20 protein-coding genes, 1 tRNA gene and 1 pseudogene are annotated in these 26,276 nt (G+C 47.5%); 14 read left to right on the plus strand and 8 right to left on the minus strand.

The genetic code is table 11. The features are described from left to right. The coding region (locus KK083_RS25540; RefSeq protein WP_254168769.1) for an SgcJ/EcaC family oxidoreductase at positions 1–285 on the plus strand (285 nt) is incomplete at its 5' end. Between the two features lie 148 nt (positions 286–433). Next, complete coding sequence (locus KK083_RS25545; protein ID WP_254168771.1) at positions 434–1,132, plus strand: bleomycin resistance protein; 699 nt, start codon at positions 434–436, stop codon at positions 1,130–1,132. Between the two features lie 343 nt (positions 1,133–1,475). On the opposite strand, the gene KK083_RS25550 is transcribed toward KK083_RS25545, so the two are convergent. Continuing rightward, positions 1,476–2,291 (minus strand): DUF3800 domain-containing protein, encoded by an 816-nt coding sequence (locus tag KK083_RS25550; RefSeq protein WP_254168772.1) that lies wholly within the window; start codon positions 2,289–2,291, stop codon positions 1,476–1,478. A gap of 448 nt (positions 2,292–2,739) precedes the next feature. Here KK083_RS25550 and KK083_RS25555 point away from each other — a divergent pair, with 448 nt between their 5' ends. The 3 genes and pseudogenes from KK083_RS25555 to KK083_RS25565 all read left to right on the plus strand — a co-directional run bounded on the left by KK083_RS25555 (position 2,740) and on the right by KK083_RS25565 (position 4,837). Beyond that, a complete protein-coding gene (locus KK083_RS25555) occupies positions 2,740–3,381 on the plus strand; it encodes a TMEM175 family protein (protein ID WP_254168774.1) in 642 nt (213 codons plus the stop codon). Positions 3,382–3,508: 127 nt separating this feature from the next. Next, on the plus strand, positions 3,509–4,144 hold the full coding sequence (locus tag KK083_RS25560) for a hypothetical protein (RefSeq protein ID WP_254168776.1): 636 nt from the start codon (positions 3,509–3,511) through the stop codon (positions 4,142–4,144). Positions 4,145–4,199: 55 nt separating this feature from the next. Next, positions 4,200–4,837: pseudogene (locus KK083_RS25565) on the plus strand (DUF4272 domain-containing protein). 584 nt (positions 4,838–5,421) lie between these two features. On the opposite strand, the gene KK083_RS25570 reads toward KK083_RS25565, so the two are convergent. Beyond that, on the minus strand, positions 5,422–5,700 hold the full coding sequence (locus KK083_RS25570; RefSeq protein WP_254168781.1) for a hypothetical protein: 279 nt from the start codon (positions 5,698–5,700) through the stop codon (positions 5,422–5,424). Between the two features lie 537 nt (positions 5,701–6,237). Between KK083_RS25570 and KK083_RS25575 the strand changes: the two genes are divergently transcribed. The 6 genes from KK083_RS25575 (at position 6,238) to KK083_RS25600 (ending at position 11,712) form a co-directional block, all read left to right on the plus strand. After that, the gene (locus tag KK083_RS25575; RefSeq protein ID WP_254168783.1) at positions 6,238–6,453 is read left to right on the plus strand and encodes a helix-turn-helix domain-containing protein; all 216 of its coding nucleotides are present in this window, start codon (positions 6,238–6,240) and stop codon (positions 6,451–6,453) included. Between the two features lie 815 nt (positions 6,454–7,268). Beyond that, the gene (locus KK083_RS25580; RefSeq protein ID WP_254168785.1) at positions 7,269–8,312 is read left to right on the plus strand and encodes a DUF4062 domain-containing protein; all 1,044 of its coding nucleotides are present in this window, start codon (positions 7,269–7,271) and stop codon (positions 8,310–8,312) included. Positions 8,313–8,451: 139 nt separating this feature from the next. After that, positions 8,452–9,582 carry a 5'-methylthioadenosine/S-adenosylhomocysteine nucleosidase family protein gene (locus KK083_RS25585; RefSeq protein ID WP_254168787.1) on the plus strand — a complete coding sequence of 377 codons (1,131 nt, stop codon included), beginning with the start codon at positions 8,452–8,454 and terminating at the stop codon, positions 9,580–9,582. 2 nt (positions 9,583–9,584) lie between these two features. Further along, positions 9,585–10,196: a hypothetical protein gene (locus KK083_RS25590; protein WP_254168788.1), complete on the plus strand. Its 612-nt coding sequence runs from the start codon at positions 9,585–9,587 to the stop codon at positions 10,194–10,196. 211 nt (positions 10,197–10,407) lie between these two features. Then, a complete protein-coding gene (locus KK083_RS25595; RefSeq protein ID WP_254168790.1) occupies positions 10,408–11,253 on the plus strand; it encodes an AbiJ-NTD4 domain-containing protein in 846 nt (281 codons plus the stop codon). Positions 11,254–11,529: 276 nt separating this feature from the next. Next, on the plus strand, positions 11,530–11,712 hold the full coding sequence (locus KK083_RS25600) for a hypothetical protein (protein ID WP_254168792.1): 183 nt from the start codon (positions 11,530–11,532) through the stop codon (positions 11,710–11,712). A 991-nt stretch (positions 11,713–12,703) separates the two neighbouring features. On the opposite strand, the gene KK083_RS25605 is transcribed toward KK083_RS25600, so the two are convergent. The 4 genes from KK083_RS25605 to KK083_RS25620 all read right to left on the minus strand — a co-directional run bounded on the left by KK083_RS25605 (position 12,704) and on the right by KK083_RS25620 (position 18,473). After that, positions 12,704–12,778 (minus strand) — tRNA-Val (locus KK083_RS25605). A 393-nt stretch (positions 12,779–13,171) separates the two neighbouring features. Then, positions 13,172–14,401, minus strand: coding sequence for a M43 family zinc metalloprotease (locus KK083_RS25610; RefSeq protein ID WP_254168794.1), 1,230 nt, complete (start codon positions 14,399–14,401; stop codon positions 13,172–13,174). Between the two features lie 413 nt (positions 14,402–14,814). Next, positions 14,815–17,772, minus strand: a complete 2,958-nt coding sequence (locus KK083_RS25615; protein ID WP_254168796.1) for a glycosyltransferase family 117 protein — start codon at positions 17,770–17,772, stop codon at positions 14,815–14,817. A 158-nt stretch (positions 17,773–17,930) separates the two neighbouring features. Further along, positions 17,931–18,473 carry a hypothetical protein gene (locus tag KK083_RS25620; protein ID WP_254168798.1) on the minus strand — a complete coding sequence of 181 codons (543 nt, stop codon included), beginning with the start codon at positions 18,471–18,473 and terminating at the stop codon, positions 17,931–17,933. 150 nt (positions 18,474–18,623) lie between these two features. Here KK083_RS25620 and KK083_RS25625 point away from each other — a divergent pair, with 150 nt between their 5' ends. Together KK083_RS25625 and KK083_RS25630 are read left to right on the plus strand one after the other, a co-directional pair. Continuing rightward, a complete protein-coding gene (locus KK083_RS25625; RefSeq protein ID WP_254168800.1) occupies positions 18,624–21,107 on the plus strand; it encodes a DUF3971 domain-containing protein in 2,484 nt (827 codons plus the stop codon). A 111-nt stretch (positions 21,108–21,218) separates the two neighbouring features. After that, on the plus strand, positions 21,219–21,608 hold the full coding sequence (locus tag KK083_RS25630; protein WP_254168801.1) for a response regulator: 390 nt from the start codon (positions 21,219–21,221) through the stop codon (positions 21,606–21,608). Positions 21,609–21,877: 269 nt separating this feature from the next. Here KK083_RS25630 and KK083_RS25635 read toward each other — a convergent pair whose 3' ends face one another. Continuing rightward, on the minus strand, positions 21,878–22,537 hold the full coding sequence (locus KK083_RS25635; protein ID WP_254168803.1) for a DUF2461 domain-containing protein: 660 nt from the start codon (positions 22,535–22,537) through the stop codon (positions 21,878–21,880). A 13-nt stretch (positions 22,538–22,550) separates the two neighbouring features. Then, complete coding sequence (locus KK083_RS25640; RefSeq protein WP_254168805.1) at positions 22,551–23,837, minus strand: UDP-N-acetylmuramoyl-tripeptide--D-alanyl-D-alanine ligase; 1,287 nt, start codon at positions 23,835–23,837, stop codon at positions 22,551–22,553. A gap of 113 nt (positions 23,838–23,950) precedes the next feature. Between KK083_RS25640 and KK083_RS25645 the strand changes: the two genes are divergently transcribed. Further along, positions 23,951–26,167 carry a T9SS type A sorting domain-containing protein gene (locus tag KK083_RS25645; RefSeq protein ID WP_254168807.1) on the plus strand — a complete coding sequence of 739 codons (2,217 nt, stop codon included), beginning with the start codon at positions 23,951–23,953 and terminating at the stop codon, positions 26,165–26,167. Positions 26,168–26,276: the final 109 nt, after the last annotated feature.

Consider the following 26,276-nt stretch of genomic DNA (forward strand, 5'->3'; position numbering starts at 1 on the left):
CAGCTTAAACACAGTTTTGCCAGTAATAAAACGGCATCTGACGTTTGGAAAGTCAGGGAAGTCCGTTTTTTAGCCGCCGACATTGCGCTGTTGCGGGCCGTTGTGGGTATGGTGCCGCCAGGTGGAAACGCCATAAACCCAGCAACCAATGCCATACAATCCCTTGTCGCCTTAAGGCAAAATAACGTCTGGAAGATCGCGCTTTTCCAGAATACGCCTGCCCAATTTCATGGTCGTCCGGAATTGGTGGAAAGCATGACGAAAGAGTTAAGTGCGCTGCTTTAGTAGACTGAATGCAGAACCGCAGAGACACCGCAGAGGCCGCAGAGGTCACCCTGACTTTAAGATACCGGGGCAGTGAATAATCCGCTTTGCATTACCTGCGATCCGTTCTTCATTGGCTGAGCTGGTTGTTATTTGGTTAACTCACAGCATGAATAAAGTTATACCAATATTACCGTGTCCTGACATACGAGGGCAGATCGAATTTTATCAACAGCTGGGTTTCGAGATCAAAGGTGTGTATACCTCACCCAACCCCTATGCAGCAGTGCAGCTCGGGAACATCGAATTACATTTTTGGGGAAACAGGAAAAACGTCCCCGCTGAAAATTCATCGATGTGTTTTATCCTGGTTGACGATGTGGATGCTATCAACGATGCTTTTACAAATAGTTTGAAAGCTCACACCGGCAAAGTTCCCCGTTCAGGAATTCCGAAGATCACCAAAGTACGAGATCTTGTCGCCGACCGCAGGTTTACGTTGACCGATCCGGGAGGCAATACCCTTTTTATCGGCACACCGGTAAAGGACGGCAGCGTAAATTTCTTCCGCACGCTTCAACACGAAACGTTTGCTAAAAAATTCACGGTGTTATATGACATCGTGTACTCTAAAGAAGCCCCTGAGCTGGCTGCGGAAACATTGCCAAAATACGGTATCGTAAAAGACCAGCTCGATGACCTCGATAAAGCGAAATACCTGCTGGTAATGCTCGAGATCCAGCGATCGTTAAAACAACCGTTGGAGGATGCCGAATTAAAGGCGTTGTTGAAGGTTAATAAAGATGTGAACGATGACTGGCAAAAGATCGAAGACAGATACCAGGCTATCGTGAAAGGAGATGATTAGTGAATGCGAAACCACAGAGGACGCGGAGATATCGTGGAGGGCCGCAGATACCAAACTTTCCGGTCTGTGTTAAAGATAACTGGGATGTCGCCGATCGAGTATGGGAAATAAGTATAACCGGTAGAACACAACCTTGCCGCGTAAACCGGTATTCTGAGCGGTGCTGTATGGAGTGAGTTGAGCTACAGACTCAGTGCCACTGATAGTGAGGCATTTTTGAGTCAAAGAACCGAACTGCCGCTTTGATCCTTGGATAACTATTTATCCTAAAAAAAACGTTATATTTGCAATAAGTCTGCCCTGTATGAACTCCGACTTCATGTCGTTGCCCGAGTAATCGGGCTTAGTGCAATGGCGGGCTTATTTTATTTTTAGCTGTTAATGGTCTTTTTGGTCCATAATAGTTCCCCCATTTCTCATAGTTCTCTTGATCATATAAATCGACCACAACTGGTATTTTATCCATTAGGAATTCATAATACCTTATTTCGCCGCGCTCAAATACTCGTTGTAACGCCCAACAGAAGTAGTCAGCAATATTTAGCAATGGCTCGGTAGTATGGTTCTGAATATTAAAAACAATCTCAGTCTTTACCGCTCTGCCTTCCTTATTATCTGTGAATCTCTTCTCTGCCTTCTGTCTAGCCATTTCTAATACGGCATTGCGTGTTGACTTACCACGTTGAGCAATATTCAGTACAAGCTTACCCTGTTTTTGAAATTTGTTTTTTAACAAATGTGAAAGCATATCGGCATAAAACTCAATTTCATTGCCATTATGCTTTCTTTCGTATAACCTAGGAATTTTTCTTGCCACTACTCCCTCAAAGCTGCAGTCTATTTCCCTCATGAACTCAAAAAAAGTTTTACGCACCTCAGCCGGATCGTCAGTAGCGTGGAAATAAAAATTACCCTTTGAGATCTTTTTTTGAATGCTTGGTACTCCTTTATAGTATGGATCATTTTGTACTTGTTGCTGAAGTTTTATAATTCTCTGTCTTACATCCTCAAGAGGATCACGGAATTTCACAAGACCAAGAATAAAGGACAGGGACACACCGTTATTACCGATGACTGGAATTTTTCCGGTTCCATAAAATGTAGTATCACCAGCTTCGTCAAGGAATCGATGATTCGTTTTTATTTCTTTATTCTCCATAGCGGTGGCAACTATTAGTCAATAGTGAACACTTTTTTACCTAAGTACGGGAGTAGCCGATGCGCATTCCCATCTTTAATTTAGAGACAAGAAAATTAAGCTATTGACTAATTCTTTTCTTAAATTCTATCACAAGACGGAAAAGGCCATGGTTAAGATCAGTTCATGTAGGTCAAGATCGAGACATATGGTTTCTTTCTCTCATGTTAGCATCTCGGAAATCCCTTGTCACGCAGATCGGGAGACATTGCGATTACACGCGCACTAATTAAGCAGCACAGGCCGGGAGACCTTCGCACACGTGTTCTGTTGTTCAAGATCTGGCTCAGCATACCGCTTCAGGATCACAAAAAGAATATAAAGTTTATCCAAACCGGAATTTTGATGATTTATTTGCGTGTAAATTTTTATTTTGGACGTCTGTTTAACATTCATCAAAGCAATAAATATGTTCGGTAAGTACCCCCACGACAGGATCGTTTTTTTCAGTGACGCAGTCTTTGCTATTGCCATCACACTTCTGGTAATCGAGATCAAGGTGCCAACGCATGAAGCGATCCATGAGCACGGCGTATTTGGAGCCCTGGGTAATCTCCTTCCGCTCTTTATCGGTTACGGTGTCAGCTTCATCGTTACGGCGTTGTTCTGGAGAGCGCATCTTCAACTTTGCACGCTGGTAACATCGTTCAATTCCAAGCTTATCTGGATAAACATCATCCTGCTTCTCTTTGTGGGTCTGATGCCGTTCTCAACTGCTTTATATTCCGAAAATTTTGGAGATAACGGAGCATTTACGTTTTACTGCCTCAACCTCGTCGCCATTGGCATTACTAATGTCTTCCTGACACGGGCTATCATCAGCACCCAGCAATTAAGATCAACATTAAGTGGAAAGCAGATTCACTGGCTGCAAGGAAGAGCGCTTGCGGTACCTGCAATTTTTCTGTTATGCATTGCCATCACCATGGTATCTCCCCTGACAGGCAGGTTTGCCTTTGTACTGATCTTTATTGTGCAGAAAATCGGAGACACCATGATTGCCAAAAGTGCTAAAGCTGCCACCGAAGTATCTGTTGTGGAGGAGGGTTGATCAGAAAACCTGACACTGAGCTGGTAACATGATCACAATAAGCCATACACCGTCGTCGTACACCGACGCCTGGGAAACGATCCGAAACTTTATAAGCAAATGGCATAACGTTTCCCTTGCGTGGAAAATGGATGATCACATTGAAAAGATCAATTCAGTCGAAGCAAAAGCAGGCAGAACATTGCCGCCATCTTTAAAAGAATGGATTTGCTTTATCGAACATATGCTGAAAACGGATCAATGGATCTTCAGGGACTCGTACGACATTTCATTTTCAGAAAAATTCCAGGCAGTGACGCTGATGATCCAGGGAGAAGCGGATTACTATTGGGCCGTCAAAATTGAAAACCTCTCCTTCGAAGATCCACCGGTCGATGGCTATCTCTTGGATTATGAAGGCGACACCGGCGATTTTCTTCACCACGAACTGAAAGCCCACCGCCTGACGTCATTCGTTTTGAAATACTTGCTGGACTATCACTATATGTTTGTCGGTACAGGTGGCTATTTTACTCCGCTTACCAACCGCTCGAAAACAATAGAGGAATTCGCAAAAGCGCTCGGCCCCTACGTACGAATTGAAGACTACCTTGTATTTGAATCTGAAACCGTAATTGCCTACATAGTCGAGGACGCCGGAGACCCTGACCGTGGAGGCCTTGGCGTGCATTATCGCGCAGCCATTCACGAATTACCGGCTTGTGTGAAAAACAATTTCAGTGAAAGAACCATGCATTATGGATTCGATTTGAGGAGGGGTTAGATAAATTTCTGATCCATTACGCCCTGAAAGCACCAAAAGTACCTGACGAAACAATATGACAGCATTAGAAAGAAAGCAAAAAACAGAGGCCTTACTCAAGGAATCAGGCATTCCATATATCGACCATTTACCGACAGTTGAAGAAGAGTTTGAAGTCAGGCTCAGAACGCCGGAAGAGATAGCCAAGCGTATTTTAATTCTGACCTATCTTAACTATGCCGCTGAGGAAGACTCAAAGCAAGACATTATTGATTTTTTAAAAACCGAAAGACTTTGGGATAGCGTGTCAGGAGAAGAAAAATTACTTTTTGAAAAAGATAGACTAACTGACCAAGACAAAATAAATATCTCGTGGCGTTCAGAATCAATCTGGGCACTATTGTGGACAATTAACAAGGTTGACCAACTGGACTTGCCGACTGATGAAGTGAATATTGCCGACATTGTAGATAGACTTCCGGAATTCATGAACAGTTCTGTTGATTTCATAAAATCATCCACCATCAGGAGTGTGAGTGAAATTCTTGACCAATCGGACTTGATTTATAGACTTCACTGGCGACAAGACAATCTCAACTGGATAATGCAGACGATTTGAACCTAAATCCAAGCATAGTTTACGAAAGACACTATGCAATTAATTGGGTGACTTACTACGCAGACAATTGGGACGACGTTACTACAGATACATAAAGAAACCAGCAATAGTGCGTCATGGGCCCAAGCGGGTCTCTGGTTTTCCGGACTCCCACGCTCGCGAACGTAGCCTCTTGTAGCCACGCCGCATCCGGGGACCGAAGACAGTGCGATGACATGCCCGCATTAAGTAAGAGCCACTTCTATCTCAATTTGGAGCACACTATTCCCGATATATAGCCGCTGACTAATCTCCTTCTTTGACGCCAGGATCTCAACACGCCGGCCACTCGTGAGGAGAGGAGTTTTTGAATTCCGATCGATTACCATCTCCGGGTTTTGGTGTAGCGCTGAGAGAAGATCGGGAGAGTTCTTAGACATAACATGATTTGTGGTAATAAAAGGGCAGAGAAAATATGTCATCCCTCACGGGATTTTGTGCGTGTGAATCATCTAATTCTACCGAATATGTCGTCCCTCACGGGACTTTCATTCCACCAACGTGACGCACTGGTTTAATTAATACACCGATGTTCCAATCGCGGCCTCTTACCAGTCTCGTCAGAGACGGCATATCGGTAGACAAATCGAGAACAAACACTCAAATCCCGTCAGGGATGACATATATCACAGGTGGCTTTTCAGCGCTCTCCACGGTTGCGTATTTTCCGAAACCGCTCTATTTTCTCTGCGCCGATGTTCGCTGCCTCAAGCAGTTGCTTTAGATTATCCTTACACTGCATATGGTCTAGCAGGTTATACACAACCTTAATGTCTTCTTTGAGCGCAGGCGTTATGCTGCGAAGCTCAATAGTAGCCAGTACTCCGGCAATACCCTGTTGGTATCTCAATACTTCCTCTGGACTTGATACAGGTATAACGATCTTGCTGGGGTTGTTGGCTTTGTTGTATTTGATCATAACTGTGAGTCTTTTTTGTTTTGTTTAAGAAATGAGAAAAGGCAGGCCAGTGCACCGGCACAACCATCCCCCGATATTGCCATGGTTAGGATGGAAAAGTGCCGGGCACAGCCTGTTGGGCTCCTTACGAAAGGATCAGGAAGGTGGGCGCTTGCAGAGAATGAAGATTTGTTGAGAGCTCATGTTGAGTACGGTTAATAGTACGAATCAATATGAGCGTCTATAAGTCGAGACGACGAGGGAAGCCAAAAAAGATGGCGTGGTGCCCGACTTACCGCCAAGAGGTACTGGTATACCCAACCACGGATAAGTGAGCGCCCACGCCAATATTGACGTGAGCACCTTCACCTATTGTCCCGTGGTTGTTGAAAATTACCAGTTTTCTTGACGGGACGCTAAGTGCGAATGCCTCGATGTGTTATCGAATATTTCGCAATATTTTACTTTTCTCTTACTATTTCAAAAGTAAAAAAATTTTTCACATTCAGACTATAGTCGTCAAACAATTTTTTCAAACTTATAGAGCTTCACAGGCTTATGAAAGGTCTGGAAGCGAGATTTGGGGAACTACTTAAAGAGCTGAGAAACAAAAAAGGCTTAACTCAGGAAGAGCTTGCTACGGATTGTGGTTTGGACAGGACTTATATTTCAATGTTGGAAAGAGGTCTTCGTCAGCCAACGCTTACTACACTGTTCAAAATTGCCGAGGTTTTGAATGTCAGTCCCTCTTCGATTGTGAAGCAGCTCGAGTAATTGTGGTGCTTCATTAATTGCCTTGAAGGTACGCTGCTTTCGATTCCCAGTCGCACGCGTGGCAAAAACAACAGTTTGATATTGCAGTTACAGACAGTGCCAAGATGCGTATCGCTAAGACTTCCCGCAGGAGCACTTCCATTAAAAATAAAAGCCGTTCCAAATAGAACGGCTTAAATGTTATTTCCCTTTTGGCGCGGATGGTTTTGGGGTTGATGGCCGATTGTTACCCCTGCCTCCACCCGAAGGATCGCCCGTTGTACTTGGGCCATTCGGTAGCCTTGTTGTTCCTTTTAGCCATAGTGTAAAATGATTTATTGTTCAGATGAATTTACGCAGATTGAAATGCCGTAGGGATTGAAGTCGATCATTTTATTTTTCCAGATTCCAAGGTAAATCCTTTATGATTCTTGATGAATACGGCTGCTTTTTTTATCTTCGGTGACAGATTCCACGCCCCACCTGATCCACTGATCGCTAGCCCACGCGGAATCACTCTTGTAACATTCTAACACTAATTATTCAGTGTATAAGACTAATATTTCGAGCAGTAAGGCATACCTGCGTTGAGCTCAATAAAATAAAAATGACTTGAGACGATAACGCACTCCGCCATGGTCTCTAATCTATTAAGTTATTAGTGCTAAAACCAAAAACGCAACTGGTTTGGATGATTACTGTAGCATACGGTTACTTTTTATTTTAACTATAGGACCGGTCTGGCAAGCGATCGCCCGTCAACTAGGATTATTCCATGAAAAAATTGGACATCAATGCCCCTGACCGTAGAATAATGATACCTGATCAAATAAAACATGAGATGCAAGTACCAAATTTTTGTCAGCTCCACATATAGCGATCTGAAGGACGAAAGAGATTTAGTAATAAAAGCAATATTAGAAATGGGCCATATTCCTGTTGGGATGGAGATGTTTAGCGCTGATGACGAAGAACAATGGAAATTAATAAAAAAACAGATAGATGACTGCGATTACTATGTCGTCATAGCAGCGTTCAGATATGGTTCAATGGACGGAGAAATAAGCTATACTGAAAAGGAATATGATTATGCAACTCAAATAGGAGTTCCCACATTAGGATTCTTGATTGACGATACGGTAAGCTGGCCGGCTGACAAAGTAGATAAAGAGGCATTGAAGGTCACTAAGCTAAACGATTTTAAAACGAAAATAAAAAGAAAACTCATTCGCTTTTGGACAAGCAAGGAGGACCTATATGGAAAGGTTTCAATTTCCCTAATGAAACAGTTTGCTACAAATCCAAGAATTGGCTGGGTTCGAGCAAATGAACATACCGGACCAGAAGTACTTTCCGAAATCTCACGACTGAGTAAAGAGAACGCTGATTTGCGTACGAATCTCAGCGCCATTAAGGCGGAAAGACGAGAAGAGGAAATGGAAAAAAACAGAAAAACTATCGAAGTATTGAAGCATAACCAAAGGCGAATTTCCTTCTTTTATCAATATGGAATGCATTGGGAAAACACAAGCGTGTACACTTTGTTCGATATCTTCAACGCACTAGCACCGGAGTTAATGATTGAAAATAGTACCAAAGGATCTGCGAGGGTAATAGGAATATCGAAGAATCCGGATACAACAAGAAAATTAAGAAAGCCTTGGGAGATACCGTCAAATACAATCAGAAAAATACTGGCTGACTTAAATGTGCTTGATCTGATTGAGCCCTCTGCAAAGAGGCACAAAATAAGTGACGACAATGAGTATTGGACAATGACATCGTTTGGTAAGCTGATATTCAAGGAAGTTCGAAAGGAAGTTTTAGAAAAGAATCTACAACTTGATACTCAAAAAGACGAGGATGAGGATGATAAATAAGAAAACAATTGACAGACCCGGCTTCAACGGCGTAATCCGAAGACTGTAACTACGATGAAGGGTGAAAAGATGACCGTGGTATGTTATGGGTAAAAATCTTACACGCCAGTAATTGAATGTTTGACAAAAAGTGTGTTTAATGAATGAGTTCTCGTCTTTTTTAGGTGCAGTTAAGAAGAGCGAGAGAACAGATCAATACTTGATTCTCGCGGCTTTGTATTGCTTAGGTGCTCATACCCAGCCGATAACCGCCAGTCAAATAACATCTCTTCTAAAACTTCATCTTGGTTCTAACACCCCTTCAAATGTGTCTGCGAGTCTTAGGAAATACGAAGGCCTTGTCGCACCGACTCACAACGGCTCACCAATACCTTGGTCACTAACACCACTTGGATTAAGTAGACTGCGACTGTTAAGTGGTCTCCAACTCAAATCAGAGGCGGACTCCAAGGAATTTGAAACTGATATTGGAATTATTTGCGCATTAGAATTTCCGGAACTCGCAGCGGTAATAAATACATTTAGCGAGACGGAATGGAAAGAGCTGCCGAATCCTCAGTATACTCACGTCTACAGAGAATCCAGCATTAAAACAAAGGAAGGTGTATCACTGAGGGTGATTGCCACTACTTCAACGTCAATGGGGCTTACCGCAGCTGCGATTGCAACAACCCAATTAATCATGCAATTCAAACCTCGAATTGTGGTTATGATAGGAATAGCAGCAGGCACTCGTTCGGGGGGTAAGGAATTTGGCGATATTCTCACGGCAGATCCAAGCATCGATTATAATTCTGGTAAAGTGGTGGACGAGGATGGAATTAGAGGATTTCAACCAGATCCTTATCCCATTGGCCTTAATCCACGCCTTCGGAGCGTACTTGCTCGATATCGCGGAAATCATTCAATATTTGATAAGATTCGAAGCAGATGGAACGGAACACCTCCACCAAAATCAAATCACCTCCACGTCGGCCCACTCGGAGCTGCAGACCAAGTCATTGACGATGCAACTCGAATTATTGAAATACAAAAAAATTGGCGTAAGTTAATAGGAGTAGAAATGGAGACTTACGGTGTCTATCGAGCGGTGCACGAAGCGCCTGAACCGAAGCCGCGAGTAGTATCCTTCAAGTCTGTATGTGATTTTGCTGCAGAAAAGACGGATTCATGGCAAGAGTATGCCGCATTTACGGCGGCAGAGTTTGCATTCCAGTTCCTAAAGAATGAGTGGACTGCTCTTTGGCCTAATAAAATCGAAACTTCATAAACATGGCAAAACAAGGCAAAGCAATTGACGACCCCGAAATTATCGCAATAAGTCAAGTCTACGCCGCACTAAAAGATTTGGACGCAGATGCGCGTTCTCGTGTGTTAGTTTACGTTGCTGGAAAGTTCAGCATCACAAACACGATCGGTGCAGGGAAGGAAATCTCACATGAAATTCCCGTTACCCAACCTGAAGCAGTTACAGTGGCAATTGATGATGAACTTGAGGGTATAAGTCCGGCTGGAAAGAAGTGGATTGCAAGAAATGGAATCAAACCTTCAGCCTTAGGGTCTATTTTCAGTCTTGGCATTGATGAAATAGACTTGGTGTCAAAATCCGTTCCAGGGAGCAAGAAAGCTCAACGGATGAGGAATGTCTTTCTTTTGAAAGGCGTGTCTGCCTATCTGGGAACTGGAGCTGCGAGATTTACACACGAACAAATAAAAGAGACATGTCTTCATTATGATGCTTGGGATGGACCCAATTTCGCCAATATTTTCAAAACAATGTCTGCCGAAGTATCTGGAAATAAAGAAAGCGGATACACGCTAACTGCGAAAGGTCTTTCAGAAGCAACAAGTCTCGTCAAAAGCATGACAGGACAAGAAGCCTAACAGTAATCGTTGGCGGCCGGAGGTTAAGATGAAACAATGCCAACACACGCTGTGTGCTTCTGTGGGGTGTGGTCCAAAGTTGGAGTTTACGTTTTAAAAAAAACATTCGCATGGCACAGTTTTCGGAGTAGTCGAGCAAATCAGTCTCTCCCCCGTCGTTTGCCTTCCAAGCCGCAACGTAAAGTAGTCAAACGTTACAACTATTCTCCACATGAAATTCTCGGAACGAATTGGAAAGAAACAACCTAGAGTTAACATTCAACTCGACTCAATGGACGATGAGTTAAGGAATGGGATATGGAACGTTTTGACTGCATATATCATTGATCCGATGAAAACGAGACACGAACTTCAATACTCAGAATTTCGAGGATTGATCGAACATCTATGGTTTTCATTTTTTAAACAGCCCATGGATCAAATCCCAAGATTCACCGAAATAATTGCTGACAATCTGAGGAAAAGATTTTTTAAATGGGACTATTTAGAAGTGTATGATTTTATTGACTTCCTGGTAGCGTCTGACATACCTAACGGCAGAGAATTCGCCGACTCGATGAATTTCATTTTGAAACGGGAGTTTTCAGGATATAGATTTGTAAACGGACAGCTTTCTCCTATTACGAATGAAGGGGAAATTCTTGAGATAGAAAAAGCAATTTCATCAACCTCTCAACCTAGATTAAAAGGAGTAAATATTCACCTATCCGAAGCTTTAAACAAGTTGTCTGACAAGAAAAGTCCTGACTATCGTAACTCGATAAAAGAATCCATTTCTGCTGTTGAGGCTCTATGTCAACTCATTGCTGGCGACAAAAAAACTGAGTTGGGGAAGGCATTAAAAGAACTAAAGGAAACGATTACAATTCATGGAGCCTTAGAACAAGGTTTCATAAAGATATATGGATACACGAGTGACGGAGATGGCATTCGACACGCAATGTTAGAGGAATCTAATTTGGACCAAGAGGATGCATTGTTTATGTTAGTATCCTGCAGTGCTTTTATTAATTATTTGCAAACAAAGGCGATGAAGGCCGGAAAATTAATAGAGTAAGTTCGTCTAGGTGGACAGTAACAACCCTGGCCGGCGACTAGGGTTGGAGGCGGTCATTTTATTTTGCCTGATGCCCAAAGTAAATCATCTATGGATTTTGATGATTATTGTTGAATACGGCTGCTTTTTTTTATCTTCGGTGACCGATTCCACGCCCCACCTGATCCGCTGATCACTAGCCCACTTGGAATCAAGTTGATATTCCGAACAAACAATCACGCTTAGAAAATGTAATTTGATTCGACTAAGCTGGAACAATGGAACCCACCTTAATTTATGAAAGCATTAGACCGCGCTATTTTCATTGGATTGATTTTTGCAGGCGTTGCGATATTCGGCAACTTCGATAATTCACTGCTTGATTTTCTTGTAAAAGCATCAGCATTTCTTATTCCGATTGGATTATTGAATACTGATTGGAAGGAATGCAGCGTGGGTACGCAGGGTCACAAGCCTTGATGTCCGTGAGTTTTTATGCGGTTTGTCGGACTAAATATCAAATACAACATTGGTCCAAACGGAGTTTCCGGGACTCCGCGCTCTCGAACGTATCCCATAGTCACGCAGCATTCCGGAGACGGGAGACACTGTGACGACGTGCTCACGAATTAGTACACCCTAACCGGTCAGGGGATCCTTCGTTCACGTGTCTTCCATTGTTCAAGATTCGGGCTCAGGATACCGGTTTCAGGAGGAGGTTCAGACGCAACCAGCGCCATTTTTAGTTCAAGCTCAGAAAGGGGTTTCAGGGGATGGTGATCAGGATACCGGTTAGGTTGCTGGTTCAAGAAGAAAGACAATCAGGATACCAGTCTCAGAAGATGAAAGCAACCAGCAACAACATTCCTCCGCGGCCCTCTGCGCCTCTCCGCGTCCTCCGCGGTTTTGCATTTCCTCCTACAACAGAAAAGCCACTCACATCTCTGCAGGTGGCTTTTAGTGGGAGCTGAGGGATTACTCGTACGCTCAGCCCATGCACACTTGCTCTAGTGAATCCCCCAGCCGCACACGCCGCGCTGGATTTCGAACCCCCGCCAACCCTTCGGTTCTCATCTCTCACATTGGCGTAAAATGAAAAAGTCGATACCCTATTATGATATCGACTTCTAAGTGGGAGCTGAGGGATTACTCGTACGCTCAGGCCATGCACACTTGCTCTCGTGAATCCCCAACCGCACATGCCGCGCTGGATTTCGAACCCCCGCCAACCCTTCGGTTCTCATCCCTCACATTGGCGTAAAATAAAAAAGTCGATACCGTATTATGGTATCGACTTCTAAGTGGGAGCTGAGGGATTACTCGTACGCTCAGCCATGCACACTTGCTCTCGTGAATCCCCAACCGCACATGCCGCGCTGGATTTCGAACCCCCGCCAACCCTTCGGTTCTCATCCCTCACATTGGCGTAAAATGAAAAAGTCGATACCCTATTATGATATCGACTTCTAAGTGGGAGCTGAGGGATTCGAACCCCCGACCCTCTGCTTGTAAGGCAGATGCTCTGAACCAGCTGAGCTAAGCTCCCATTTCCGTTCTAAACAGCTCCTTCTGACGCTGCTCCCTTGTTTTGGGACTGCAAATGTATAAGAGAAATCTATTTCTGCAAAAAAAGTTGAAAATTTTTGATGAGTCCACTGTCGAAGGTCCACAGTCCACGGCCGTGTGGGTGATATAATTGGTTCACACTGTCGAAAAGTGGGGCGGCAAGCGTCGTGTTGCCTGGCAATCCTAATGGATTATTCTGCGGTTTTTTGGGTCCAACAGGGAAGACTCAGGAAAGACTCAGAGAAGACTCAGGGAAGACTCAGAGCATCTTTTGGCCTTTTTTGATGTTTTTGGGCCTTGAGATGGACTATCTTATGATTTTTGGACCTGTAAGTTTCGCCCCGACGGAATTTGTCAGCGTTTTTGTCGGCTGTCAATTTCCTTGCACTGCAAGCCTCTGCAAGCCGGTGAATGCCTGATGCCTCACCCTAATGGTGTAGATGCCTGCCTCCCATTGGGATACGTCGAGCATGGATTCCTGCTCTTTGACGTTGGCTTTCAATAACACCTGCCCCATGGCATTCACTACCTCAACACTGGCGCCGGGATAGGCGGCCACATCAAACAGCAACGTCACCTTTTCCCTACCGGGATTCGGATAACATGACAACACCTCGGTCAAAGGAACGTCTTCAGGACCAAGGCCATGAGATGTCCACAGGCTCAGCCGCCTGGGACTGTTCTCCAGAACGGTGCGCATGCGCATTACCTGGTTGCGGGTGAACATGTTCATGCAGGCATCACTGGTGTAATCCATAAAGTTCTCGTACATGACCCGAAGGGGGCCATTACAAGAGGCCGTTTCGGTGCAGGAGTAGGAAGCCGCGCCGGAGCCTGGTGTATCTTCACAATAGTCTGTGTAACTACAGCCGCCATTTCCCCAGGTATGCAACAATCCCAGAAAGTGACCGGTCTCATGGGTAAGGGTTCTGCCCTGGCTGGAGTCCCATGTTTCGAATCCTTTGCCAAAGAACTTGTAGTTCAGCAGCACCCCATCCGTGAGGCGGTCGTCGCTTGCGCTCTCAAGACCGGGAAGTGATGACACCGGAAACTGTGCTGATCCTGCATAATATGGAGCGCCGCGTCCCATGTCCATCACCCAAACGTTCATATAATCTTCGGCGGGCCAGTAGCTGAGCTTCTTCACATCTTCTTTGGCATTGCTGGCATCTACACGCACAATTCCATTGGTAGGCCTGCCATCCGGGTCTTCTTTGGCAAGCACAAACTCGATGCGGGCATCGGCGGCTACACCTTTGAAAAAGGCAGGGGTGCGAATAGTGTCTGCATTTCGCCTGCGGAAGTCTTCGTTCAAGGTCTGTATCTGCTCGAAGATCTGGGCGTCGGCAATGTTGGAGCCTTGCCCTAACGGTTCGCCCAGGTGGATCACATGCACTACCACAGGAATACGATAGATCGTCCAGGTGTTGCTTGTCAGGCTGGTGTTGCCTTGTATCTTCGAAGCCTGCACCAACCGTTGCCCGAACGGAGCCGGCGCGGGTATTTCAGCGCCACATTTCTCCTGTGCCCAAACAGGAATATAAAACAGATTACATGTGAACAATACGGCGATTACCGTAGCGATGTAAACATTCGGTCTCATATTCCTCTTTGAGTTAAAATGGCGAACCCTAACGCTTACGCGGATGAAAGTATCAAGGTTGTATGTTTTAGTAACATGTTTGATGCAAAACGTTGGATTGGTGTTGAGATAAAAAAACAAGCGAGTCAAAATTGAGCGTTTCGTTATTGTAGATGGGCGTGTCTATTTCGCCCCTTTGGGGCTTGGGCGTGCCTCGTTATAAAAAGCGTAGGGCTTGCACCCTACGCTTTTTTATTGACGCCCTTTCAGGGCTGAAATGAGTGAGCACTCTTTCAATTCAGAAACACGTCCAATGAGAATGCGTTGATCCATCCTTATACCAGGTGTCTGGCAGGGTCAGCCTTTTTCAGAACCCGTTTAAGGAAAAGACTCCGAACGGCCGTGGACCGTGGACTGTCGACTGTGGACTATTCTCACATCTCCCTCCGCTTCATTCCAAAAATGCTGGCGTGCCGGTTAAAGATGTTTTCAACGGCACGGGCACGGTCTCCTTCATCGTATATATAGTAGATCCGCGCAACCTCTCTCACAATGGCCATCTGTAGCTGAAGCTTCTGGCCATATTGCCCGGTGTTCAGGTAATACGTGATGAGCTGATCGGCACGTTCCGCTAACGTATCGGCTATCCCCACTGCCTTTTCCCGTTCGCCAAGCTCAAATAGCAGCTGCGAGGTTTGCAGGTGAGTAATGTCGTAACGAACGCCGCGGTCGGGCATCTTGTCAAGACTGAACAATATCACTTCCTTCGCTTTTGTGGTATCACCTTCCATCAGCAGCGCTGTGGCCAGGGAGTTGAAGTTGTTTCGGTGATTCTGAACGGCGCGACGGTAATCGTCGGTAAAATAGATGTCGGGATCGTTCAGGCCCCTGAACTGGAACTTCTTTGTCATGTTCTCATAGCTGGCTTCCGTGTTCACCAGGTCGTTCTGCGGGTCAGAGTTCAGCACGGGCAGGATGCGGTACGTATTGCCCTCGCGCACTGCATACGGTGTCAGGTCTACGTTGAACTGAGCCAACGAAGTATTCGTGACATAGACAGGGCGTTGCCAATCGGCCGTTGCCAGCACGTCGAGCATGGCCAGATCCTTAAGCTCGAGGCCATTCTCCTTCAGGCGCAGGTGTATTTCGGGTACGATCAGGTGCTCCAGCGTTTTCGGAACCACGCCCAGTGAACGCACTTTCTCAACATCAACCTTCAGCACAATGTCGCGCGTGGGCACTACGTTGGCCGACGGATATACCAGCAATGCCTTGTGCTCTTTTTTGAGCAGCTCCAGGTAATCTTTCAGGTCCATGCTCGGGATCTTCATGTCATAGTAAGGCAGGTACGGATTGTTGGGGCCACCCTCTCGGTAGTTGTGCCTGGTGAGCGTGAAAGGAAATGGCTTCGATTCGTATCGCTGCCGCATGGCTTGCCCTACATACCAGTCGCTGTTGAAATAACTCGACACGATCACACGAACATCGGTGCGAACGCCTTCCACATCCTGCACATACCATTGTGGAAAGGTGTCGTTATCACCACCCGTGAAAAGAATCGAGTCAGGCGCGCATGATTGCAGGTCGTTGATGGCCGTGTCAACCGAAAAATAACGTTTCGCACGATTGTGATCATCCCATCCGTCCTTCACCATCAGCAGCGGTGCCGAGAGGCAGATCAGGGTTGCAGCAATACCGGCCGTCCTTCTTGACTTGAAAAGTTTTGTAAGCCACTCCGATAGTGCGATCACGGCAAACCCGATCCAGAAGCAGTAAGCGTAATACGATCCCACATAAATATAATCGCGCTCCCGCGGCTCTACCGGCGGAGAGTTCAGGTAGATCACCAACGCCACACCCGTGAGCAAAAACAAAAGCGCGATGGCCAGAAAGTTTTTAGTGTTCTTCACCGACTGGTAATACATGCCCACAAGCCCAAGCACAAAGGGAATCATAAAAAAATTATTTCTGCCCCTGTTCTCTGCCAGCGATGGCGGAAGCGCTTCGAACCACTGGCGCGGACTCAGCCACGTGGCGTTCTGATCGTCACTTTCGCGCCCGGCAAAGTTGAAAAAGAAGTACCGCACATACATCCATCCGATCTGGTGGGTGAACATGAAGCGCAGGTTATCGGTGAAGCTCGGCTTCTCCCCGGCGCGCAATCCCAGCAGATCCTGGTAGGTCTTGCGGTGACTCTCTTCCGTGCTCCAGATGCGTGGCAATATGGTTTGATCTTTCGCCGGGTACTTCACCGAAAGCTTGTGGTCAACCACCTCATACTTGTCTTTGCCTTTCGCGTACACCGGCGCCCCCTCTTCAATACCTTCCATCTGCGCCGTAAAATACTGACCATACAGCAATGGACGCGTGCCATACTGCTCACGCTTAAGATATCGCACCACACGCATCACATCCGAAGGTTCGTTCTCATTGATGGGCGTATCGGCGTTGGAGCGGATCACCACCATGGCATAAGAAGAGTAGCCGATGAGGATAAACGACAATGCCAGCAGTGCCGTATTGAGCAGCGGTTTCCGCTTTTGCTGTGTATAATAAATACCGTAGATCAGCATCGCCAGGATGATGATGCCGAAGAAAGAAGCACCCGAGCCGAAAGGAAGCCCAAGTGTATTCACAAAGAAGATCTCAAAGTTGCCAGCCACAGACGGAAGACCAGGGATGATGAGCTCGAAAATGGTGAAGATGATCAGCAGGCCTGTAAGCAAGGTTGCCACAACGCCCCACGTACCTGGTTTGTACTTTTTAAAATAATAGATGAGTGCCAGGGCAGGAACAGCCACAAGGTTGAGCAGGTGCACGCCGATGGAGAGGCCCATCATGTAAAAGATGAAGATCAGCCAACGGTTTGCCCGCGACTCGTCTTCCATAGCCTGCCACTTGAGCATGGCCCACACCACGAAGGCAGTGAAGAACGACGATATGGAGTAGACCTCTGCTTCCGCTGCCGAAAACCACGCTGAGTCGGCAAACGTATAGGCTAGCGCGCCGGTCAACCCTGCCCCTACCAGCACCAACGCCTGGTCTGCGGTAAGCGCCTCCGGCGTATTGATCTTCATCAGCCTGCGACCCAACAAGGTGATGGACCAGAACAGGAACATGGACGTGAAAGCGCCGGCAAGCACACTGCTGAAATTGATCCAGTAGGCCACCGCCGTTACATCGCCGAACGAGAGAAAAGAAAACAGCCTGCCAATGAGCAGAAAGAAAGGTGCACCCGGCGGATGTGGCACCTGAAGTTTATACGATGCCGCAATGAACTCCCCGCAATCCCAGAAGCTCGCCGTAGGCTCCATGGTAATCCAGTATACAATAAGCGTAATGACAAATACCGCCCAGCCCGAAAGGTTGTTATATTTTTGAAAGTTAATCATGATTGATTCTTTAGTGAGATATGAGATGTGAGATGTTAGACATGAGATAAAAGACACGAGATATTTCTCGGGTCCGCTCATATTTCACAACTCAAAATGAATGATGTATAAGTTGCCCTGGCAACTTATGGTTTGTCTGTACAGACTTAAGAAGGGATCTAAGCGCGCTCAGGCGGATGGACGATGGACGTCTCGAATGTGTCGATGAGCACACAGACGTGGCTTTCCTTGCGCACAGCCTGTTCATAACCCGGCGACCACGATTGCAACGAGAACGGGCGTATAAAATATTCTTTGATGAACAGCGGAAGGATCGTGGCGTGCTGGCCCTGGTCGGAGGTTTCGTCGCTAAAGGTTTTTACATAATCAACCAGGGCATCGTTAAGGGCCGTGCCCACTTTGTCTTTGATGTAAACGATGTGAAAGGTATCGCGGAAAAGGCGTTGTTTGATGAGGCGGTATACTTTGCCGTTGCGTTTGAAGTCGCCATCCACACGTTCAAAGGTTTCTGAAGAATAGCCATTGGGCGCGCGAAACGGGATCTTGAGCACCTCGGCCTCGTCAGCGTTATAGGTGCCGGCATCGAACTGGCTGATCAGGTCACGGGTGTTCTTGTATTGCAGACCGAGAAACAGTCCGTAATACCCCATCACATTCAGCAGAATGAGTGCAACGAATAACGATGAAACCAGTTTTTTCAAATCGCGGCTTTCAAAGGTGCCCTGACAAAGATAATACGAAAGTCCGGATTCCCTTGTTCGGCTGCCGGTTTGCCCCGACTGCGGGTTTTTTCGGGCAAATCCCTGCTGGTTTGAATTTTGCCTGTATTTTTGCCAAACCATTAGCTAAGCTTGAAAACACTTCGAAGGGTACTTTTTTACACATTGCTGACTGCCGGCGTGCTGGTGGTTGCCCTTGTCGCATCTGTTTTCCTGTTCAAAGAGCGGATCATCAATCATTTTATCCGCGAAGCCAACAAGCAGCTCAGCACTCCCGTGAAGATCGGCAAGATCGATGTATCCGTATTCCAGCAGTTTCCGCTCATGTCTATTGTGCTCACCGACGTGCATGTGGAAGACAGCCACGAGGGGCAATACCCGCTGCTCACCGCGCGGCGCATCGCCTTCCAGATGAATCCCATCGAAGTATGGCAAGGCACTTATGCCATCAGCGGCCTGAAGATCACCGGCAGCGAAACCAACCTGAAGATCAATGCCAAAGGAGAGAATAATTATACGGTCGTAAAAAAAAGTGAGACTACCGGCAAGAGCAGCATCAGCTTTGAGCTGAAGAACGTTGACCTCACCGACACCAGGGTGCACTATCTCGATATGCGCCTCAAGCAGGATTTCACCTTCACCAGCACCAACATGGTGGCTTCCATCCATTCGCATGACAATCTTTACGACATCCGGGCCGACGGACAACTGACTACCGAAAAGATCCAGGTTGAGCAAAATTCTTTCCTCGGCGGAAAGTCGTTCATCATCGCCAGCGAGCTTACATACGACGATCAAAACAAATCGCTCACCATCAGGCCCTCGTCGCTCAAGCTGAAAAGCGCTTCCTTCTCCATCACGGGCGACTATTCCTGGAAAGAGAAGAACCTCATCAACCTGCAGGCTAAGGGAGAGAACACCGACATCCAGACGCTGATCTCACTGCTGCCAGGCGCTTTATCAGAAAAGCTTGAGAAGTATCAGAGCAAAGGCGCTATATACTTCAACGGCCGGCTCAGGGGCGAGATCAGCAAAACAAAAAGTCCGGGTGTTTCCGTCGATTTCGGATTTAACAACGCCACGCTTTATCATCCTGAGTACAAATCGCGGATCGAAGAAGCAAGCATCGAAGGCTCTTTTGCCAGTGGCGACCTGGGCAACGTAAGGCAGGCGTCGCTGGTGCTGAAAAACATTTCGGGCAAGCTCAACGACGAGAGCTTCAAGGCCAACTTCGTGATCAATGACTTTGTCGATCCGGAAGTGATCTGCAACTTCAAGGGCAAGGTCGATGCGCCTGCTGTGCTGAGCTTCTACCCCATTGAAACGCTGAAGAATGTGACCGGATCGCTGCTGGTGGATGTAGCCTTCGAAGGAAAGATCGGCCTGCTCAAGAACAAGGCCACCGCACAGCGTGTTTCCACCCAGGGAACCGTAGCGCTTCAGGATATCAATCTCGATTACGGGAAAGAAAAAATTCCATTGCAGCACCTTACGGGCGATCTCCAGTTCAGCAACAACGACCTGGCGCTGAGCAACGTTTCGGGCAAGCTCGGCAGGTCCGACTTTATGCTGAATGGTTTTTTCAAGAACATCATCACCTTTGTGCTCTTCGAGAACCAGCCCATCGGCATCGAGACCGATTTGAAAGCTGACTTCATAGACCTCGACCAATTGTTTGCCATTAGCTTTGGCGATCCAACAGAAGGCAAAGATCAGCAGTACACCTTCAGCATCTCCCCGAACATCAGCCTCAACTTCAACTGCGATGTACGGTCGCTGCAATACAAACGCTTCCATGCACGGCAGGTAAAGGGCGATCTGCTTGTGAAGAACGAGATGGCCGTGTCAAGAAATCTTTCGCTGCGAACCATGGGTGGCGACCTGCAGATCTCCGGTATCATCGACGCCCAGAACAATAAGGCGATTGACGTTGTTACCACGGCAAAATTCAACGGCATCCATGTAGACAGCGTCTTTTATGTGTTCGAAAATTTTAAACAGGATTTCATCCAGGATAAACACCTGAAAGGCCAGGCTTCCGCCGATGTGAACCTGGAGGTAACGGTAGATCAGCACCTGAAAATGTTCCCGGAGACCCTGATCGCCGACATCGGCGCCACCATCCGCAAGGGTGAGCTCAACAACTTCGAGCCTATGAAAAAACTGAGCCGCTACCTTGACGATGAAGGATTGAGCAAGCTGCGTTTTTCTGACATTAAGAACGACATCCACATCGAAAACAAAACCATCTATATCCCGCAGATGGCGGTACGCAGCAATGTTACCGACATCACCATCAGCGGCACGCACACGTTCGATCAGCACATCGATTACAGGCTCGTGACGCCCCTCCGTAAGAAGAAACCGAAAGATTCTGAAGCGGAGCTGGCCATGGAAGACGACCAGAAAGGGCAAACCAGGCTGTTCCTGAAGATCACCGGCACCACCGATGATTACCGCATCGCTTACGACACGGAGGCCGTGAAGAAAAAGATCATCAGCGACCTGAAAAAAGAAGTACAGGAGCTGAAAGATGCCTTCAGGACCAAAGGCAAGAAGAAACAGAAGGAAGTAGAGCTACAAAAGGACGAATATTTCGACTGGGACCAGCAATGATCACAACGTTTCGCCTACCATATAGCTCGATTTGTGCGATTAGTCGATTTTATTTTTCTTGCCGGCAACTTTCTGTCTTTTTTGTAATTTATATCATGCTTTCGATCTCCTATGCAGGCTGAGAAGACTTTTCTGGTAATTGACGACAGCTACATAGACAGGCTCGTGTCAGGCATGCTGATCAAACGGACGTTCGATATTACAGACGTGCACGAGGTCAGTGGTGGAAAACAGGCGCTGGAGTGGCTGCGCTCACACGCTTACAAAAAGGAAAATAACCTCATCATCCTGCTCGATATCATGATGCCGCAAATGAACGGCTTCGAGTTCCTGGAACAGTTCGAAAAGCTTGACAGTCCGCTGAAGGAAAAAACCACCATCGTGATGCTTTCCTCCACGCTAGACCACCACGACATCACCCGCGCAAGAGAGCATCAGTACGTGAGAAAGCTGTTGAGTAAACCTCTTTCGGCGAATGAGTTAAGAGAATTCGTTGAATAGTCCACAGACCACGGTCACAGTCCACAGCAGTACCCCCTTCTGGAACCCGTATCCTGAGCTGAATCTCATACAACGGAAAACATGTGAACGAAGGATCCCCCGGACGTTAGTGCGTACTTAATTCGTACACCTGTTTCAAGCTGTGCACTTTGTTTATATGGGGATTCTTCGCGCGCGCCAGCCTTACGCACATGCTTCGCTCAGAATACCGGTCTCAAGAGTGGGAGCACTGAACGGCCGTGGACCGTCGACTGTGGACCGTGGACTCCTCAAGCTATCGCCTCTCTTATAAAATCATTCAGCGGTTTGATCTCTTTGGCATGGGCCGCCACCGTTTTCATGAACTTTTTATCAGTCACATCTTTGTCGCTGTAATTATACGACACAATAAAACTTTTGTGCTTCAGCAGCTCGATGTGCGGATGGTCTTTGGCGTATCCCTTGGGCATGGTTTTGAGCTTGTCGAAATCATCGAAGCCCTTGAACAGCTTCTTGAATGATTTGCTGTTCATTACCTTCATGAGCTTGTCTGCATTGTAGTCGATCTCCTGGCGCACCTTGGCAAGGTTGGCTGCATCGGGCATATAGATACCGCCGGCCACAAAACTTTTACCGGGCTCGATGTGAATGTAATAGCCCGGTTCCTGCACCAGCTTGCCATTGGGCGAAAAGCCCGCCCCCATGTTCACCTTGTATGGACTTTTGTCTTTGCTGAAACGCACGTCGCGATAAATTCTGAACGGAAGTTTTTTGGGATCGAGACCCGCAAGCCCTTCGTCAAATTTTGTCATCTCTTTCAGGAGCCCGGTGATAAAGTCTTCAAAGCCCTGCTTGGCTTCGAGGTAACGCGGCTTGTTCTTTTCGAACCACGTGCGGTCGTTGTTCTTGCTGAGATCCTTGAGGAATTTTAAAATGAATTCGAAGTTCATATGTGGGGTTATTTTAAAGATATTCTACAACGGTCTCGAGACCGATGCCACGCGACGCCTTGACGAGAACCGTGGCGCCACTCACGGGATATTGCTTCAGCTCCTGCACCAGCTCGTCTTTCTTGGGGAAGTATTTTGCGTTGGGGATCTCATGCAGCGCCGATTTGAAGAGGGTTCCGCATAAGTAAACATGTTCGAAGCCTTTTTCCTTTATCAATTTTCCGATGGCCCGGTGCTCTTTATCTGCTTCGCCTTCAAGCTCGAACATATCGCCGAGGATGAGCACTTTTTTTGAAGCCTTCATTGCAGCAAGGTTCTCGATGGCGGCCTGCATCGAGCTGGGATTTGCATTGTAGGCGTCGAGGATGATGGTGTTGCTTCCCTTCTGCACCACCTGTGAGCGCATATTGCCGGGCACGTATTCGGCCACGGCCTGGTTGGCGAGCTTCGCCTCAACGCCGAAGTATTTGCCGATGCACAGTGCCGCGGCCATGTTCTCGAAATTATAAGCGCCGATGAGGTTGGTCTGCACAACGTCTCCGTTATCGGCCCTGAACTTCACCATCGGGTCGGCGCTGATAAATTCCGCCTGATAGTAGTCTCCTTTCGCAGGATAAAAAACCGGCTCCTTGAATCGCTTCGCCATGTTGGCCAGCAGCGGATTCTGCGAGTTGATGAAGGCGGTGCCGTTGTGGGTGATCAGGTGCTGGAAGATCTCAGACTTTCCCCGCACAATGTTGTCGAACCCACCGAAAGTTCCGATGTGTGCTTTGCCGATGTTGGTGATGAATCCATGCGTGGGATTAGCGATCTCACACAGCAGCGCGATCTCGCCCAGGTGGTTGGCGCCCATTTCAACCACAGCAACCTCAACGGTGGTGTCGATGGCCAGGATGGTGAGCGGCACACCGATGTGGTTGTTCAGGTTGCCGCGGGTGGCGTAGGTCCTGAATTTTTTGCTGAGCACGGCGTTGAGCAATTCCTTGCTCGTGGTTTTGCCGTTAGAGCCGGTGAGTGCCACCACGGGTATCGTCAGCTGGTCGCGGTGAAAGCGGGCCAGCTTCTGAAGTGCCTGCAGCACATCGGGCACAAGAATGAAGCGGTCGTCTTTCTGATACTTCTCTTCGTCTATCACTGCATACCGGGCGCCTTTGCTCAGGGCTTCTGCGGCAAACTCGTTGGCGTTGAACTTGTCGCCACGAAGGGCGAAGAATACCGAATCAGGGGTGATCTGGCGTGTGTCGGTAGAAATTTTTTTGTGCTCGGAATATTTCTGGTATAATTTTTCGATTTCTATCATAAATGGCAGTATAAGATGGAAGTCCGGTACAATATTATTGCCGCCGGCACGTATCTTTAAGGCAAGATAACAGCTCGGTCCCGGTGAACGTTATCGAAGAAAGAAAAATTTTAATGATCAGATCTTCGCTTCTGGTTTTTCTGCTTATGCCACTGATGGCTCATGCACAGTTCACCTACACGATGGACCAGCAGATCGTTGTTCAGGGCACCGACGGGAATGCCCTGGCCATGCCCTGGGCTGGCGGCCTTAACGCAGCCCAGTACAACGCCATGGACCTGAACCATGACGGCAAAGACGACCTTGTGCTCTTCGACCGCATGGCCGACAAGGTGATCACCTTCCTCAACCAGAACAATCAATATCACTACGCGCCCGAATACGAGGTATTCTTTCCGGCAGAGATTTCCAACTGGCTGCAGCTGCGCGACCACAACTGCGACGGTAAAAAAGATATCTTCACCGGCCACCAGCTGGGCATGCGGGTATACACCAATGTAACGCCTGAAGGTGGCGCACCCGCATGGAAAGAATTTCTGTTCCACGCCGGACCCGGTGCTTCCAAAACGGAAGTGCTGCTCTCTAAAGGTTTCAGCGTGCTGAAAGTGAATCTTCAGATCCAGTCTGACGATGTTCCCGCCATTATCGACGCTGATGGCGACGGCGACCTCGATATTTTTAACATCCAGTACGCCAGCAGTGGTGTTGAATTTCACAAGAACCTGAGCATCGAAAAAGGCTGGAGCTGCGACTCGCTCGACTTTGAACGGCAGACGCGCACCTGGGGCAATTTCAGGGAATGTGGCTGCGGTGTGATAGCGCTCCACGGCGAAGATTGTCCCGCTGCCGGTCGGGTAAAACACGCTGGCGGCAAAAGCCTGCTGTCCATCGACCTTAATGGCGACAAGCAGCTGGACCTCATCTTCTCCGAAGCTACCTGCACACAGTTGTTCCAGCTGGTGAACGAAGGCACACTTGAGAACCCTGCCATCAACAAGTACTCCACTTTTCCTGCCATCCAGCCCGCGAACATCGTGGTGTACCCCGGAGCCTACTATGAGGATGTTGATTTCGATGGCGCGAAAGATCTCATAGCAACACCCAACGGTTTTACACGGGAGTTTCTCTCCGCGGATTACACACAGTCGAACCTGTTCTACAAAAACACGGGCACAACGGCAAACCCGGCATTCAGTCTGGTGAAGCGGAATTTCCTGCAGGAGCACATGATCGACGTGGGTGACAATGCCGTGCCCGCGTTCGCTGATCTTGACGGTGACGGCGACTTTGATATGATCATCAGCTCCTACACCTCAGGAACCCTGCGGTCATCGATCTTCCTCTATGAGAACATCGGAACTCCCGCGGAGCCTGCGTTCAGGCTCGTCACCAAAGACTACCTGTTCCTTTCTTTCTCCAGCTTCTACAACATGAAGGTGCAGTTCGCCGACGTGAATAACGACAACGCGCAAGACCTTGTGTTCACAGCAACGCTGCTCAACAACAATGTCACTGACCTGTATGCCATCCTCAACAAAGGCCGCGATGTTTTTGATTTCAACGATCAGCCCATTGTGAACATGAACTTCGACCTTACGTTCAGCGAGAACATTAATGTGGTAGACATCGACTCAGACGGATATGAAGACCTGCTTGTGGGGCGGGGCAACGGCGCGCTTCAGTACTGGAAGAACAACGGCACACCGGGGCAGTTCGGGTTCACGCTCGTTGATGACACCTATCTCGGGCTCACCTCATCGGTGCTACGGCAAAACCCGGCGTGCGCTGTGGCCGACCTGGATGCCGATGGAACGCTGGACCTTATATATGGAGACCAGACGGGCATACTGAAGATCGTGCGCGATTTCAGAAACGCTTCCGATGCGGATGCAGAAGATGCCACTACCAGCGTTGTGTTCAATCCCCTGATCACGGACCAGAATCCCTACATGGAGCAAGACCTGGGCGGGCGTATATGGCCTACCGTTGTCAACCTTTTCAATTCAACCAAGCCGGCCATCGTTACAGGAAATGTGATGGGGGGCGTCACAGTGCTGAAGAATGACGAAGGACAGGCCCTGCCCAAAGAGCCAGTCGTTGAGATCTATCCCAATCCCGTATCAAAGACGCAAACTCTCAATATCAAAGTAGACAGAACTGCCATCGTTCAGATCCTTTCACCCCTCGGGCAACAGCTGAGCCAACCCACCCGCCTGCAAGCACACCAACGTTACCAGTATCAACTCCCATCCCTCTCCGCCGGCCTCTACCTGCTAAAGTTCACCGTCGGCAACAACACACAGGTAAAGCGACTGGTTATTACGAACTAAGGTGGTGACAGGTAAATGGTAATAGGTAAACGGTAATCGGTAATCAGTGGCCAGGATTAATGACCGGGATTAAAGGATTTATTGGATGGGCAGGATTAATTGACCAGGA

This window comes from Chryseosolibacter histidinae, from assembly GCF_018598225.1.
Lineage (GTDB): Bacteria > Bacteroidota > Bacteroidia > Cytophagales > Cyclobacteriaceae > Chryseosolibacter > Chryseosolibacter histidini.